Below are 14,322 nucleotides of genomic sequence, written 5' to 3'. Positions count from 1 at the left end.
GGTCGTCGCCCCGGCCGCGCCCGCCCGCCGCGGGTTCGGCGGGTTCGGCGCCTCGGCGTCGAACCCCGGTGAGCGCAGCGGGGGAGTCGCGAAGGGCGACTGACCGCACCGGCCGCGCTCGAGACGGGCGCGGCCGGCCACCGCACGACGAATACGCCGGGGCTGCCGGCTGTTGCACCGACGAACGAGGGAATGAGGGACGACATGAGCATCCTGGGCACCGGGATCCAGGAGGGTCTGCTGCTGAAGCCGGTCCGCTACCAGTGGGCCATGGACCTGTACGAGCAGGCGGTGGCGAACACGTGGTTCCCGAACGAGATCCAGCTCGGTGAGGACATCGCCGACTTCAAGCGGATGACCGACGAGGAGCGCCACGCGGTGACGTTCCTGATGAGCTACTTCAACCCGAGCGAGCTGCTCGTGAACAAGGCGCTCGCGTTCGGCGTCTACCCCTACGTCAACGCTCCCGAGGCGCACCTCTACCTCGCGAAGCAGATGTGGGAGGAGGCCAACCACTGCATGTCGTTCGAGTACGTGCTGGAGACGTTCCCGATCGACCGCGACGAGGCCTACAACTCCCACGTCGACATCCCGTCGATGGCCGCGAAGGAGCAGTTCGAGGTCGAGTTCATCCGGCGCATGTCGGAGCAGACGCTCGACATCACGACGACCGAGGGCAAGCGCGACTTCGTGCGCAACCTCGTCGCCTACAACGTGATCCTCGAGGGCATCTGGTTCTACTCGGGCTTCATGGTGGCGCTGTCGTTCCGGCAGCGGAACCTGCTGCGCAACTTCGGCTCGCTGGTCGACTGGATCGTCCGCGACGAGTCGCTGCACCTGAAGTTCGGGATCAACCTGATCCTCACGGTGCTCGACGAGAACCCCGACCTGCAGACGCCGGAGTTCGCCGACGAGATCCGCCAGATGATCCTCGACGCGGTCGAGATGGAGGAGCAGTACAACCGGGACCTGCTCCCGAACGGCATCCTCGGCCTCAACGCGAACTACATCAACCAGTACGTCAAGTACCTCGCCGACCGGCGCCTCGAGGAGCTCGGCTTCGAGCCGGCCTACAAGGTCTCGAACCCGGCGAAGTGGATGGCGACCGCGAACGACACCCTCCAGCTCGTCAACTTCTTCGAGTCGACGAACACCTCGTACGAGTCGAACGCCAAGGCGGCGGTCTCCTCGCACTGACGCCGCATCGGCGCCGCAACGATCGCGCCCCTCGCCTCCCCGCGGCGAGGGGCGCGATGCCCGCATCCCTTCGGGACCGCTGCTGACCGGCGCCGCCGTGCATCCGTCCAGAAGGCGTACGGACGCGGCCGCGACGCGGGAGCATGGACCCCGTGCGATGGGTGGTGCTGCTGCGCGGCGTGAACATCGGGAACGTCCGCATCGCCATGAAGGAGCTCGGTGAAGCCATCACCGGGCACGGATTCGCCGGCGTGCGCACGGTGCTCGCCAGCGGGAACGTCGTGCTCACGACGGATGCGGAGGACCCGGCGCGGATCGCGGCCGACGTGCACCGCGTGATCCGCGAGCGCTTCGGCTTCGAGATCGTGGTGCTGACCGTCCCGGTGCCCGTCGTCCGCACCGCGGTGGAGGAGTACCCGTTCCCGCGGGTCGAGGATCGGCACGCGTACGTGGTGTTCGCCGAGCGCATGGAGGCGCTGGCGGAGCTGCTCGAGGCGGCCGGTGCGCTCGATCCCGCGGTCGAGCAGGTGGCGACAGGGGAGGGCGTCCTCTACTGGGACGCCCCGAGGGGCGAGACGCTCACCACGGCGTTCGGCCGGCACTACGGGGCCCGGCAGAAGTCCGGCGCGGTGACGACGCGCAACCTCAACACCCTCGAGAAGATCTTGGCGGTGGCATGACGGATCAGCAGACGGACCTGCCGGCGTCCGTGGCGAGGGTCGCCGCCGCGTTGCAGGCCGCGGGCGCGACGGGCCGCCCGCAGGTGCTCCCGGCCTCCACTCGCACCGCCGCGGAAGCGGCCGAGGCGCTCGGCTGCGCCGTCGGCGCGATCGCCAACAGCCTCGTGTTCCTCGCGGACGACGAGCCGCTGCTGGTGATGACGAGCGGCGGGCACCGCGTCGACACGGCGGCGCTGGCCGCCCGTCTGGCCGTCGAGCGCATCCGCCGGGCCGATCCCGATCGGGTGCGGGCGGCGACGGGCCAGGTGATCGGCGGCGTCTCACCCGTCGGGCATCCGTCGCCGTTGGCGACGGTGGTCGACACCGCGCTCGCCGGCTACGAGCGGATCTGGGCGGCCGCCGGAAGCCCGAACAGCGTGTTCCCGACGACGTTCGACGAACTCGTGCGCATCACGAACGGTCGGCCCGCCGACGTCGCCTGACCCGGGATCCCGGGCGCATTCCGACTTTCCGGGCGTCTCTTCGCGCCCGGTCTGTCGGGAGTCGCCCGGGATCCGACGGGCAGACGGATCCGACGGCCGCGGGCTCCGCCATGCTGGTGGCGTGACCGAGGAGCGCAGCGCCGAGCGGCTGATCGCGTTCGCCGACGCGGTCGTCGCGATCGCGATCACCCTGCTCGTCCTGCCGCTCGCCGAGGTGCCGCGGAACGACACGGGCGCGGCGATCCACTCCTTCTCGGGCCAGCTCGCCCTCGACGTGTCGCCCCTGATCGGCTTCGCCGTGAGCTTCTTCGTGATCGCGCGCTTCTGGTGGGCCCACCACCAGACGTTCGCGTCGGTGCGCCGCTGGTCGTGGCCGCTCGTACAGCTGAACGTCGTGTGGCTGTTCACGATCGTGCTGCTGCCGGCCGTCACCGCGATCTCCTTCGAGTACTCCCCGACGGAGAACCCCCTCTCGGTGGCGGTCTACATCGCGACGATGCTCGCGAGCAGCGTCCTGCTCACCGCGCTGTCGGTGATCGTGCACCTCGACCGCGCCGTCGCCCCGGACGCCGGTGGCGTCGACAGCCGGAACCGCGTCATCGGTGGCGCCGCGGCTTCCGTGGCCCTCGCCCTCGCCCTCGTGATCGGCACGACGGTCCCCGTGATCAACTACTGGGCGCTCTGGCTGCTCGCGGTCACCGGGCCCTTCGAGTTCCTGGTGCGGCGGGCGTACCGACGTCGGGGACCGAGGGCCGAGACGGCCCTCGGCGCGGGCGTCGCGGCGAAGGCCCGAAAGGGCCTTCGCTCCTAGCTTCAGCGCGCCTTCGAGTTCCTGGTGCGGCGGGCGTACCGACGTCGGGACGTCACGCGCAGACGGCTGTCGGACGCGGATGCCACAATGGGATCCTCGTCGGAATCGGACAGCCGAGCACCGGCGGACCAGGCGCAGACGCCCAGGGAATAACCGTCGCCGGCCACCGGCTGCAACCAGGTCCCTCCATCTTCGACCGTGCGTACGGTCGCCCGTCCATCGACGTCGATCCGTTCGCCGAGGAGCACCATGACCCGGACCGCGCCCGCCCCCGAGACCACTCCGGTCGCCTCCCAGCGCGCCGAGAAGCTGACCGCCCGCGACCGCACCGTCATCACCGTGCTGCTCGTCGCCGCGTTCGTCGTGATCCTGAACGAGACGATCATGACCGTCGCGATCCCGGTGCTCATGAAGGACCTCTCGATCGACGCCAGCACCGGCCAGTGGCTCTCGACCGCCTTCGCGCTCACCCTCGCCGTCGTGATTCCGGTCACGGGATTCCTCATCCAGCGCATGACGACGCGGCAGCTGTTCCTGCTGTCGATGGGCCTGTTCAGCGCCGGCACCCTCACCGCGGGACTCGCGGTCGGCTACCCGATGCTGCTGCTCGCCCGAATCATCCAGGGCTGCGGCACCGCCGTGATGATCCCGCTGCTCATGACCACCGTCATCACCCTGGTGCCGGAGTCGAGCCGTGGCCGGATGATGGGAAACATCTCCGTCGTCATCTCCGTGGCGCCCGCGCTCGGCCCGACGATCTCCGGCGTGATCCTCAGCGTGCTCGACTGGCGCTGGATCTTCTGGCTCGTGCTGCCGATCGCGCTCGCCGCGATGGCGCTCGGCGGCTGGCTGATGACGAACGTGGGGGAGACGCGGCGCGTCCGCATCGACCTGCTCTCCGTGCCGCTCGCCGCGATCGGCTTCGGCGGACTCGTCTACGGGCTGAACGCCATCGGGGAGGTCGCGAGCGGCGGCGGCGCGTCGCCCGCACTGATCTGGGTCCCGATGGTGGTGGGCGCGATCGCGCTGACGCTGTTCCTGCTGCGGCAGCTGGTGCTGCAGCGGTCGGACCGCGCGCTGCTCGACCTCCGGCCGTTCCGCTCCCGCGTGTTCACGTTCTCGGTCGTGGCGGGGGCCTTCGCGTTCCTCGCGCTGCTCGGCAGCGCCATCCTGCTGCCGATCTACCTGCAGAACGTGCTCGGCGTCACCCCGCTCGTCACCGGCCTGCTGGTGCTGCCCGGTGGCGTGATCATGGGCGTCCTCGGTCCGATCGTCGGCCGGCTCTACGACCTGCACGGGCCGCGGGCGCTGCTCATCCCGAGCTCGCTCATCGGCACCGTCGCACTCGTGCTGCTCGGCCTCGTCACCGAGACCACCCCGCTCTGGTTCGTGCTCGCGGGGCACATCCTGCTCAGCATCGGCCTCGCCGGCGTGCTCACCCCGCTGTTCACGGCCGGGCTCTCGGCCGTGCCCGAGCGGTACACCTCGTACGGATCCGCGATCTTCGCGACCGTGCAGCAGCTCGGCGGCGCGGCGGGCACCGCGCTCGTCGTGACGCTGCTCGCGGTGCAGACCGCCGCAGGAAGGGCTGCAGGGGCGAGCACCGCCGTCGCGGCCTCCGGTGGCGTGCGGCTCGCGTTCCTCGTCGCGGCCGGGGTGTTCCTCGCGACGGTCGTGCTCGCCGTGTTCATCACCCGCGACGAGTCGACCGAACCGGTGGCGCTCGCCGCGCGGGCGTGAGCACCGGTACCCGCGTCTTCCGCTGGCGCGATCGCACCGCGCTCGTGCACGAGCGCGGCACCGGTGGCACGACCACCGTGCTCGTGCACGGCATCGGCGTCGCGCGGCTGTACTTCCGGCCCCTCACCGAGCGGCTCGCCGCGGACGGCACGGTGCTGGTGGTCGAGCTGCCGGGCTTCGGGGGAGCGCCCAAACGGCCGAACCGGGGGCGGCCGCCGACGATCGAGGAGCACGCAGCGCTGCTCGCCGACCTGCTGCGGGAGCGCGCATCCGCCCCCGTGCGCCTGGTGGGGCACTCGATGGGCACGCAGATCGTCGCGGACCTCGCCGTCCGGGATCCGGAACTCGTCGGTGGGCTCGCGCTGCTCGGGCCGGTCACCGATCCGGCCGCTCCCGACGCGCTTCGGCAGGGGCTGCGGCTCGCCCGCGACACCGCGGGGGAGTCGTTCGGCGCGAACGTCTCGGTCTTCACCGACTACGCCCGAACCGGGCCCCGCTGGTACCTCCGCACGCTGCCGTTCATGCTCGGCTACGACCTGCGGGCCGTGCTGCCCCGCGTCGCAGCCCCGACCCTCGTGATCCGGGGCGCGCGGGATCCGATCGCGCCGCACGGCTGGACCGCGCAGGTGGCGCGGCTGCTGCCGAGGTCACGGCTCGTCGAGGTGCCGGGCGCCCATCACGTGGTGCAGTACACGAACGCGGCGGAGGTGGCCGACGAGCTGGCGGCGGGCGTGCCGTGACGCCGGCGGAGAAGGCCTGGTCCTGGGCGCTCGACTACCGGTACGCGGTCGCTCATCAGGCGCAGGCGGTGCTCGACCGCACCGATCCCGCCCGCTACCGGGACGGCGGCACGCGGCGGCCCGTGGTCGTGCTGCCGGGCATCTGGGAGACGTGGCACTTCCTGAAGCCGCTCATCGAGCACCTGCACCACGCGGGGCATCCGGTGCACGTGCTCGCAGAGCTGGGCTGGAACGGCGGCAGCGTCGACGCCGCGGCCGGGCTCACGGTGCAGCATCTGCGGGACCACGACCTGACCGACGTGATGATCGTCGCGCACAGCAAGGGCGGGCTCATCGGCAAGGCCGCGATGCTCGACGCGGTCGAGGGCGGCAGGGTCGATGCCATGGCGGCGATCTCGGCGCCGTTCTCCGGCTCGGTCTACGCGCGCTATGCGCCCATCCGCAGCATCCGCGCGTTCTCGCCGCGTGACCCGACCACGCTCCGGCTCGCGGCGAACCGGGAGGTGAACGCCCGGATCACCTCGATCTACGGCGAGTTCGATCCGCACATCCCCGGCGGATCCGAGCTGCCCGGCGCGACGAACGTGCGGGTGCCGGTCGGCGGTCACTTCCGGATCCTGGCCGATGCCCGCACGCTCTCCGCCCTCGACGAGGCGCTGGTCCGGGCAGCCTGACGGCGCCCGGCCGTGCCGCGTTCCGCCCGTCCGCTGTCCTCAGAAGAGGAAGCGTGGCGAGTGTGCGCTCGGGTCAGCCGGCCGGGGGCTCGGGCTCGGTCACGAAGCCGATGATCTTGTGGGTGCCGTCGCACCACGGCTTGATCGTCGACTTGCCGCATCGGCACAGCGCGACCGTCCTGCGGTGCTGCGCCACGACCCGCCCGTCGGGCGTGCGGAGCTCGAAGTCCCCGCGGACGAGGATCGGCCCGTTCGGGCAGGCGGTCACGGTCACGGGGGGCAGCTCAGGCATGGGCGCTCCTTCGCGCGAGGTCCCGGACGGGATGGGCCGCGTACCGCAGCCGCCCGCCGCGGTACGGCATGCCGCCGGCGAGGCGGTGCAGCACCGCGACCCAGACGCAGACCGCGCGCTCGAGCACCCAGGCCGGTGCCCAGAGCGCGGCGGTGACGGGGAACAGGGCGCGGCCACCGCTGCGGCGACGGCCGACCTCGGCGACCGCGACGGATGCGCCGAGCAGCGCGACGAGCCGGATCGGACGACGCGCGGCGACGACCAGCAGCGGGGCGAGGAGCAGCTCGGCGACGAGCCGTGGCGGCTGGGCGAAGTCGTCGTAGGCCTGCCGCACCCGCTGACCCAGGAAGTGCCGCGGGGTCGGCGGCACGCGCCGCACGCCGAGGGCGTCCGCACGCGCCTCCTGAGCACCGTGAGCGTGCAGGGTGCGGATCAGCTCGAGGTTCTCGAACAGGGTGTCGCCGTCGTAGCCGCCCGCGGCGAGCAGCGCGCCGGCGCGGATGCCGAGCGTCCCGGGGTAGTCGGAGCCGAAGGCGCGGTTGATCAGGGAGCGGGCCGTGTCCCAGCGGGCGTGCCACGGCAGCGGACCGAACACGTTCTGCGGACGGACGACCTCGGCCGAGTCGAGCAGGCCGACGACGGTGGCGAGCGCGTGCCGGTCGTAGCGCACGTCGTCGTCCGCGAGCACGACCCGGTCGTGGCGGCTGGCCCGCACGCCCGTCATGACGCCGGCGACCTTGCCGTTCGCGCCCGGCCAGGCCTCCGGCGCGAGATGCCGCACCGCGCCCGGCAGCGCGGCCGCGAGCGCGGCGCGCACCGGCTCCGGGGATCCGTCGACGACCGTCACGTCGATCGCACGGACGAGGAACGCGAGGTACGCGACGAGGTCCTGATCGACGGCGTCCGCAGCGAGCGGGAGCACGTACTCGGCATCGAGCCGGGCCTCCGCGGTGGTCGGCGCGCCCGTCATGGGAGGGGGCCGCGGAGGGAGGAGCGATCCTCGTTCCAGGCGGTCAGCATGTGCGCCCCGACGCGGCCCTCGACGAACAGGCAGGCGGCCGCTCCGAACAGCACGTCGTCGAGCAGCGACGGCTCGGACGCGACCAGCGCTCCCGCCAGGTCGTGCGCCGCGATCTGCTCGTGCACCGCGTCGGCCTCGACGTGCTCGTCGAAGTACCAGGTGGTGCGCTCGTCGAAGCCGTGCCGGCGGAACCCGTTGCCGTACAGCCGGTTGGGCACGGAGGAGGTCATCTCGAACGCCGCGAGATGACCGACGATCGCGCCCCGCAGCCGACGGTGGAGGCCGAACAGCGACATCGTGTTCATCGCCGCGATGGTGGGGGCCGGGAGCAGGTCGAGGTAGGCGCCGTAGGCGTCGTCGAGCCCGACCGACCGCATCGTGCCGGCGAAGATCGCCGAGTGCATCCGCTGCGGGCGGCCGCCGCCGTACTCGTCGGCCTGGATCTCGACGAGCGCCGCCTTCGCCGTCGCCGAGAGCCGGGGGATCGCCCAGCTGTGCGGATCCGCCTCCTTCAACGTGTAGAGCGAGCGCTGCACCAGGAACTCCCGCAGCTGCTGCAGGGTCGCGTTCTTCGCGACGTAGCGCGACAGGCTCGGCCCGTCGTCGCGCCCGGTCAGCGCGAAGAGGGCGGCGGCGACCGCCGGCGAGGTCGGTTCGGGCCGCCCCGGCATCGGCACGGCGGCTCGGAGCGCCGCCTCGAACGCGGTCTCGATCGCAGCGCGTGCCGCGAGGAGGGTGGCATCCCACTCGAGGTCCTCATCGACCTCGGCGAGTCCCCCGTAGTGCTGCTCGTAGAGCAGGAAGAGGGCGAGCTGCACGTCCTCGTCGTCGAGGATGCCGGCGCTCGCGGCGAGGCCCGCGCCCACCGCCTCAGGGAGGGCGACCGGGGCGCCGCGGAGTGCGCTCAGCACGGCTTCGCTCACCGGTCCGCGCGCCTGCGGGAGGAGCATGGGGCGCTGCAGGGGCACCCCGTCCTCGAGCATCGTCGCCGGCATCCGTCAACCATCCCAGGCGCCGGGCGCGCCTGCCAGGGGGGTTGCCCGCGGCGGGACGGGCGGCTACAGGGCCGGGATCCGCACGGACAGGCAGGTGACGCAGCCCTCGAGCTTCTCGAACTCCGTGATCGGCACGGTGACGACGTCGAGGCCGCGATCCCGGAGCAGGGCCGCGGAGCGCGGCACCGAATCGGCCATCAGCACCCGGTCGTCCTCGATCGGCACGACCGCGGCGCCGGCCTCCGGCATCGCCAGGAAGTCGGGGAACCGCCCCGGGTCGTCGACGTCGGGCGGGAACCCCACCACGGTGCCGTCGGGGAGCGCGGTGACGGCCGACTTGAGGTGCAGCACGCGCGTGACCGGAACGGGCACGACGGTGTAGCCCTCGGGCTCCACGATCGTCGCGAGGCCGGTGATGCCGTGCTCGTTCGTCCGGCACGACCTGCCCACGTAGACGGTGCGGCCGACCACCAGCACGTCCCCGCCGTCGAGCGTCGCCGGTGCCTCGAGCGTGCGCACGTCGAGGTCCGTCGCTCGGATCACCTGCGCGACGGTGGCGAGCTCGCCGCGGCGGGACGCCGCCCCGGGCGACGCGAGCACGGCGAGGTCGCCGAGCACGACGAGCGGGTCCTCGACGAAGACGCCGTCGGGCTGGTCGTCCGCCGGCGGGATCTCCTGCACCGCCCAGCCGAGGTCGCGCCACGCCTGCGCGTAGCCCTCCCACTGCGTGAGCGCGAGCCCGGCGTCGACGGGCGTGAGCTCGAGATGCGTGAGCTCGCCGTCGGCCAGCAGGGGCGAGGGTCGTCGGACGAGCAGCAGCGGCATGATCAGCATGCTCGCATCCGTCAGCGGAGCGCCCGACGGAGCCGGTCGGCGCCGGTCGGTGGCACGAGCACGTACAGCGGCCGGCGCACCCAGAACGCGCCGCTCTCGCGGTGCTCAGCGCGGGTCGCGAAGCGGTACCGGAACATCCGGACGCGGACCAGACGCGGACGCTCGCCGCCGAACGGATCGACGCGCACGTGGCGCAGGATGCGCGGATCCGCCTCGAGCAGATGCAGCAGGAGGGCCGCGAACCAGGGGGCGCGGGCGGCGCCGAGCGGGACGAACCACAGCATCCAGTCGAGGCGCAGGTGGTACGGCGCGACCTGCGGCGGCCGTCGGTCGACCTCGCCGGGCTTGCCGAAGAACTGGTACTCGCGCCAGTCGCCCTCCTGCGGCACCGCCTCCCTGGTGCCCTCGATCACCGCCTCGTCCCGCTCCCGCGTGACGCTCCCGAAGGCGCCGTAGGCGTTGCCCAGGTACCAGCGGTTGAAGCCGGCGTTCATCAGCTGGTGCGACGAGAGGAGGTTGCGGGCCGGCCGATAGGCGAGCACGAGCAGCCCTGCCGCGACGACGGTCGTGATCACCAGCCAGTACAGCGGCAGGTCCGCCGAGCGGTGCTGGTCGACCGGCACGACCGGCAGCACGGCGTGGACCGTGCGGTCGCCGAGCGCGGCGAACCCGAGCACGACCGTGAGCAGGTTCAGCCAAGCGAAGTTGCCCGTGACGATCAGCCAGCCCTGCGTGAGGATCATCACGATCCCGGCGATCGACGCGACCGGCTGGGGGAGGAACAGGAGGATCGGCGCGACGAGCTGCGCCACGTGGTTGCCGATGACCTCGAGACGGTGCCACCAGGCGGGCAGCAGGTGCGCCGTGCGGCTCAGGGGGTTCGGCAGCGGCTGCGTCTCGTGGTGGTAGTACAGCGCCGTCAGGTTCCGCCACGCGGGGTCGCCGCGCAGCTTGATGAGGCCGGCGCCGAACTCGAGGCGGAACACGAGCCACAGCACGGCGAGCAGGATGAGCCGCGGCGGCGGGGAGGCGTCGCTGCCGAGGAACCCCACCGTGAACCCCGTCTCGCAGAGCAGCATCTCCCAGCCGAAGCCGTAGAAGGTCTGGCCGACGTGCACGATCGACAGGTAGAGGCCGTAGAGCGCGAGGAACGCCAGCATCGGCAGCCAGTCCGGGCCCCGCTGCGGCAGGCCGGCCACGAGCAGCGCCGCGACGGCGATGCCTCCCCAGCAGACCGCGGCGAGCAGGCGGTCCGAGTAGCGCCATCGGAAGAGGGTCGGTCCCGGATCGGCGAACCGCAGGAACCGCGGCACGGGGAGGAGGCCGTGCTCACCGGTGAGGGCGGGGAACTGACGCAGCGTCGAGACGAAGGCGAGCAGGTAGACCACCGCGGTGCCGCGCTGCAGCACCTGGCGGGCGAGCTCCGAGTCGGGCGCCGTCAGCAGGTCCATCGCAGGCACGGTAGGTCGCCGCCGGTTGCCTGGGGAACCCCCTTGATCCGCGCCCCGGACCGCGGCAACGGGTCATCATGGACGCTCCACCAGGGAGGGGCGGCGTGGCACCCAGCGCAACCGACACCCGCGGGACCCGGCTGCGCGTGCGCCGACTGCACCACAGCGGTCCCGCCCCGGTCCGCGTGCTCGTCATCGGCGACCGCGGGGCTCTGCAGGTCGACGGATCCGCGGTCCAGCTTCCCGACCGCGTGCTCGACCGCGTCTGGCTCTCCACCCGGCGCGGTGTGGACCTCGACGTCGTCAGCGACCTGAAGCCCGTGCTGCAGGCCGTCGAGCGGGCCTTCGAGGAGTGGCGGCTCGGTCGCTACGAGGCGGTCGTGCTGGTCGTCGACGACCGACTCGAGTCGCCGTTCCGCTTCCGGACCGTGCACCGGCTCGAGGAGCTGCTCCAGCGGGTGCTCGAGGGCACCGCTGGGGGCAGCCGGGTCATCGTGGCGGAGGTGTCTGCGACGCGGAGCGACGGCGGACGCCACGCGGGGCCGCCCAGGAGCCGCATCGAGCGGACCGTTCGCACGCTTCGGACGCCTCGGGTCGTGTTCTGCGGCCCCGGGGAGCGGCCCCTCGCGGAGAGCCTCTCCGACGAGATCCGCGCCGGCCTCGACGCGCCCGTGGACGACGTCGCCAGTCGTCGTCGCGCCCGGCCCGACGACGAGGCGCGGCGGCAGCAGGCCCTCGACGCGCTCGGGATCGTGGGCGCGGCACCGGACGCGCGCCTCGACGACCTCGTGGAGCTCGCTCGGACGGCGTTCGGCACGGAGAGCGCCGAGATCAACTTCATCGATCGGGACCGGCAGTGGAAGATGGCCGTCGCCGGGAGCCAGCGGCGACCCAACCCCCGCGCGCACTCGTTCTGCACGATGACGATCCAGCAGGCGGAGCCGACGGTCATCGCGGACGCGACCAACGACCCACGGGTCATGGGCAGTCCGCTCGCCCACGGCCCGAACGCCATCCGGTTCTACGCGGCGCATCCGATCGAGTCGCCGGACGGCTACCGGATCGGCTCGTTCTGCATCTACGACTCGGAGCCGCGAGAACCCGAGGACATCAACCTCGAGGTGCTGCGGGATCTCGCGCTGCTCGCGCAGGCGGAGATCACCGGTGTCGACGGCGTCCCGCTCGGCACCGCGCTGACAGCCTGACCGGGCGCGGGCGCGGGCGCGGGCGCGGGCGCCGCGCTCGCAGGGCACGATGGTGCGATGGATCCGCTGATCTCCGTCGACGACCTCGCTGTCCGCCTCGGCGACCCCCGGCTCGTTGTGCTCGACGTGCGCTGGCGGCTCGACGCGCCCGACGGCCGCCCCGCATTCCGCGAGGCGCATGTACCGGGTGCGGTGTTCGTCGACCTCGAGACCGAGCTCGCGGCGCCGCCGTCCGCCGCCGAGGGGCGGCATCCGCTGCCGGACTCCGCCGGGCTGCAGGCCGCTGCGCGCCGGTGGGGGATCGGCGACGGCGACCTCGTCGTGGCGTACGACGACCTCGGTGGCATGTCGGCGGCGCGGGCATGGTGGCTGCTCGCGGATGCCGGCGTGGACGTGCGGCTGCTCGACGGCGGGCTGGCGGCCTGGCGGGCGGCCGGCCGGCCGGTGGAATCGGGGGACCGGATGCCGCGCCCCGGGGCCGTCGTGCTCACCCCCGGGCGGCTGCCGGTGGTCGACCGGGTCGCGCTCGAGCCCTTCGACGGCGTGCTGCTCGACGCGCGAGCGGGCGAGCGCTACCGCGGCGATGCGGAGCCGATCGACCCGCTGGCGGGGCACATCCCGGGCGCGGTGAGCGCGCCGGCGGCCGGGAACCTCGGGCCGGACGGCCGGTTCCTGGCCCCGGACGCGCTCCGGCGGCGCTTCGAGGCGCTGGGGGTCCGGGCCGGTGCCCCGGTCGCCACGTACTGCGGCTCCGGCGTGACCGCGGCCCACGAGGTCGTCGCGCTCGTGCGCGCCGGCTTCACGCCCGCGCTCTACCCGGGCTCCTGGAGCCAGTGGTCGAACCGTCCGGGAGCGCCGGTCGCCACGGGCCCCGACCCGCGCTGACCGCCGGCCGACCGTGGGGCCTCCGGACGGCCCAGGCAGCCGCCGCGACCGGCTCGGCGGGCCGTCACTCCGCGCGGAGGTGCTCCGGCCGCAGCAGCCGGAGCGCCGCCGGGACGCTGGCGACGGTGACGAGCACCGGCACGATCAGGGCGACGGCGGCGGTGGAGGCGACCACCGCCGCATCGGGGAACCCCGGCCGTCCCAGGATCGCGAGCAGCGCCGTGCCGAGCGCGGCGCCGGCCACGGCGGCGACCACCGCGCCGACCGCGACGGGCAGCGCGCTCTCGGCGAGGATCGAGCGCACGAGCGTGCCGCGCGGAAGGCCGAGCACGGCGAGCACGGCGAGCGCCTGCCTGCGCTCCCGCAGCTGCTCGCCCACCGAGACGAGCAGCACGAGGCCGATCAGCAGCAGCACGAGCACCAGTCCGACCGTGAGGCCGCGCCGCACGGCGTCGAAGCGGTGCGAGACGGAGAGCGGCGCGAGCGGCCGCACCACGATCGTCGGGTCGACCGCGGTCGCGGCTCGCACGATCCCGAGCAACGCCGCGGATCCCTCCGGCACCACGGTGGTGACGGTGACCGCGCTCTGCCGGGCGAGTGGCAGCGCCCCCGGCGTCACGAGCAGGGCGCCCTCGAAGGTGTCGCCGTCGGGGAGGGCCTTGAGGGACGTCGTCGCGGCGTCGGCCGGGATCCGCCAGGCGCCGTGGGCGTCGAGGACGGTCCCGCGCCGCGCGGATCCGCCGGGACTGACGTAGGCGCGCCCGTCCGCGCAGTCCGGCACCGGGGCGACCGACGCGAGCGCCCCGCAGTCGCCGGTCACGACCGTGACGAAGCGGTCGGCGTGGCCGTGCACACCGAGGTCCGTCGTGGCGAAGGTCGGGCCGCCGCCGGCGAGCACGGTGCGCATCCGCTCGGCGGTGGCGGCGCCCTGCAGCTGCGCCGTCAGCAGGGTGCCCGAGACCCGGGCGCCCGTGTCCGTGGTGTAGGTCCCGGCGAGCCCCGCGAGGAGCAGCTGCAGCGCGATCGCGCCGGCCACGACCGCGGTGATCGCGCCCACCACGCGGCCCGTCGTCGTGCCGTCGTGGCGGATCCGCTTCAGCGCCACCTGCCACGACACCGGGCCGATCGCGAGGGCCCCGGCGATCCGCTCGGTGATCCACGGGAGCAGCGCGACGGCCGCGCCGAGCAGCAGCACGACGCCCGCGCCGACGAGCCACACGCCGACGCCGAGCCGTGCGGCGAGCGTGGCGCTGCCGCCGCGAGCAAGGCGGTCGCGAGGCCGAGGACGACCACCCGCCAGGCGAGGCGGCGGCGC

General features: G+C 73.3%; 15 protein-coding genes. 9 read left to right on the top strand and 6 right to left on the bottom strand.

Translation table 11 applies throughout. From position 1 onward, the window contains the following. The first annotated feature begins 204 nt into the window (after positions 1-204). The 7 genes from JWQ92_RS08645 (at position 205) to JWQ92_RS08615 (ending at position 6,324) form a co-directional block, all read left to right on the top strand. Positions 205-1,197 carry a ribonucleotide-diphosphate reductase subunit beta gene (locus JWQ92_RS08645; protein ID WP_297344056.1) on the top strand — a complete coding sequence of 331 codons (993 nt, stop codon included), beginning with the start codon at positions 205-207 and terminating at the stop codon, positions 1,195-1,197. A gap of 143 nt (positions 1,198-1,340) precedes the next feature. Further along, positions 1,341-1,877, top strand: coding sequence for a DUF1697 domain-containing protein (locus JWQ92_RS08640; protein WP_297344055.1), 537 nt, complete (start codon positions 1,341-1,343; stop codon positions 1,875-1,877). Further along, positions 1,874-2,359 carry a YbaK/EbsC family protein gene (locus tag JWQ92_RS08635; RefSeq protein WP_297344054.1) on the top strand — a complete coding sequence of 162 codons (486 nt, stop codon included), beginning with the start codon at positions 1,874-1,876 and terminating at the stop codon, positions 2,357-2,359. Before JWQ92_RS08640 ends, JWQ92_RS08635 begins: the two co-directional genes overlap by 4 nt. A gap of 121 nt (positions 2,360-2,480) precedes the next feature. Continuing rightward, on the top strand, positions 2,481-3,170 hold the full coding sequence (locus JWQ92_RS08630; RefSeq protein ID WP_297344053.1) for a TMEM175 family protein: 690 nt from the start codon (positions 2,481-2,483) through the stop codon (positions 3,168-3,170). A 249-nt stretch (positions 3,171-3,419) separates the two neighbouring features. Then, positions 3,420-4,910, top strand: coding sequence for a DHA2 family efflux MFS transporter permease subunit (locus JWQ92_RS08625; protein ID WP_297344052.1), 1,491 nt, complete (start codon positions 3,420-3,422; stop codon positions 4,908-4,910). Further along, positions 4,907-5,650 (top strand): alpha/beta hydrolase, encoded by a 744-nt coding sequence (locus JWQ92_RS08620; RefSeq protein ID WP_297344051.1) that lies wholly within the window; start codon positions 4,907-4,909, stop codon positions 5,648-5,650. Before JWQ92_RS08625 ends, JWQ92_RS08620 begins: the two co-directional genes overlap by 4 nt. Next, complete coding sequence (locus JWQ92_RS08615) at positions 5,647-6,324, top strand: alpha/beta hydrolase (RefSeq protein WP_297344050.1); 678 nt, start codon at positions 5,647-5,649, stop codon at positions 6,322-6,324. The genes JWQ92_RS08620 and JWQ92_RS08615 overlap by 4 nt, the downstream gene beginning before the upstream one ends. Before the next feature lie 73 nt (positions 6,325-6,397). On the opposite strand, the gene JWQ92_RS08610 is transcribed toward JWQ92_RS08615, so the two are convergent. The 5 genes from JWQ92_RS08610 to JWQ92_RS08590 form a co-directional block, all read right to left on the bottom strand. Next, positions 6,398-6,616, bottom strand: a complete 219-nt coding sequence (locus tag JWQ92_RS08610) for a CDGSH iron-sulfur domain-containing protein (protein ID WP_297344049.1) — start codon at positions 6,614-6,616, stop codon at positions 6,398-6,400. Then, positions 6,609-7,586, bottom strand: a complete 978-nt coding sequence (locus JWQ92_RS08605; RefSeq protein ID WP_297344048.1) for a glycosyltransferase — start codon at positions 7,584-7,586, stop codon at positions 6,609-6,611. Before JWQ92_RS08605 ends, JWQ92_RS08610 begins: the two co-directional genes overlap by 8 nt. Then, positions 7,583-8,632: an iron-containing redox enzyme family protein gene (locus JWQ92_RS08600; RefSeq protein ID WP_297344047.1), complete on the bottom strand. Its 1,050-nt coding sequence runs from the start codon at positions 8,630-8,632 to the stop codon at positions 7,583-7,585. The genes JWQ92_RS08605 and JWQ92_RS08600 overlap by 4 nt, the downstream gene beginning before the upstream one ends. Before the next feature lie 63 nt (positions 8,633-8,695). After that, on the bottom strand, positions 8,696-9,466 hold the full coding sequence (ddaH, locus tag JWQ92_RS08595; RefSeq protein WP_367276721.1) for a dimethylargininase: 771 nt from the start codon (positions 9,464-9,466) through the stop codon (positions 8,696-8,698). 11 nt (positions 9,467-9,477) lie between these two features. Further along, positions 9,478-10,917, bottom strand: a complete 1,440-nt coding sequence (locus JWQ92_RS08590) for a lipase maturation factor family protein (protein ID WP_297344046.1) — start codon at positions 10,915-10,917, stop codon at positions 9,478-9,480. A gap of 104 nt (positions 10,918-11,021) precedes the next feature. Between JWQ92_RS08590 and JWQ92_RS08585 the strand changes: the two genes are divergently transcribed. Together JWQ92_RS08585 and JWQ92_RS08580 are read left to right on the top strand one after the other, a co-directional pair. After that, complete coding sequence (locus tag JWQ92_RS08585) at positions 11,022-12,122, top strand: GAF domain-containing protein (protein ID WP_297344045.1); 1,101 nt, start codon at positions 11,022-11,024, stop codon at positions 12,120-12,122. A 57-nt stretch (positions 12,123-12,179) separates the two neighbouring features. Continuing rightward, positions 12,180-13,007 (top strand): sulfurtransferase, encoded by an 828-nt coding sequence (locus tag JWQ92_RS08580; protein ID WP_297344044.1) that lies wholly within the window; start codon positions 12,180-12,182, stop codon positions 13,005-13,007. A 64-nt stretch (positions 13,008-13,071) separates the two neighbouring features. On the opposite strand, the gene JWQ92_RS08575 is transcribed toward JWQ92_RS08580, so the two are convergent. Next, positions 13,072-14,322, bottom strand: a 1,251-nt coding sequence (locus JWQ92_RS08575; RefSeq protein WP_367276720.1) for an FtsX-like permease family protein, incomplete at its 5' end; no start/stop codon positions are given.

Origin of the sequence: Amnibacterium sp., assembly GCF_025463795.1 — a bacterium.
Lineage (GTDB): Bacteria > Actinomycetota > Actinomycetes > Actinomycetales > Microbacteriaceae > Amnibacterium.
Note: the sequence above shows the minus strand (reverse complement) of the source record. Positions and strands in the feature narration are given on the sequence as shown.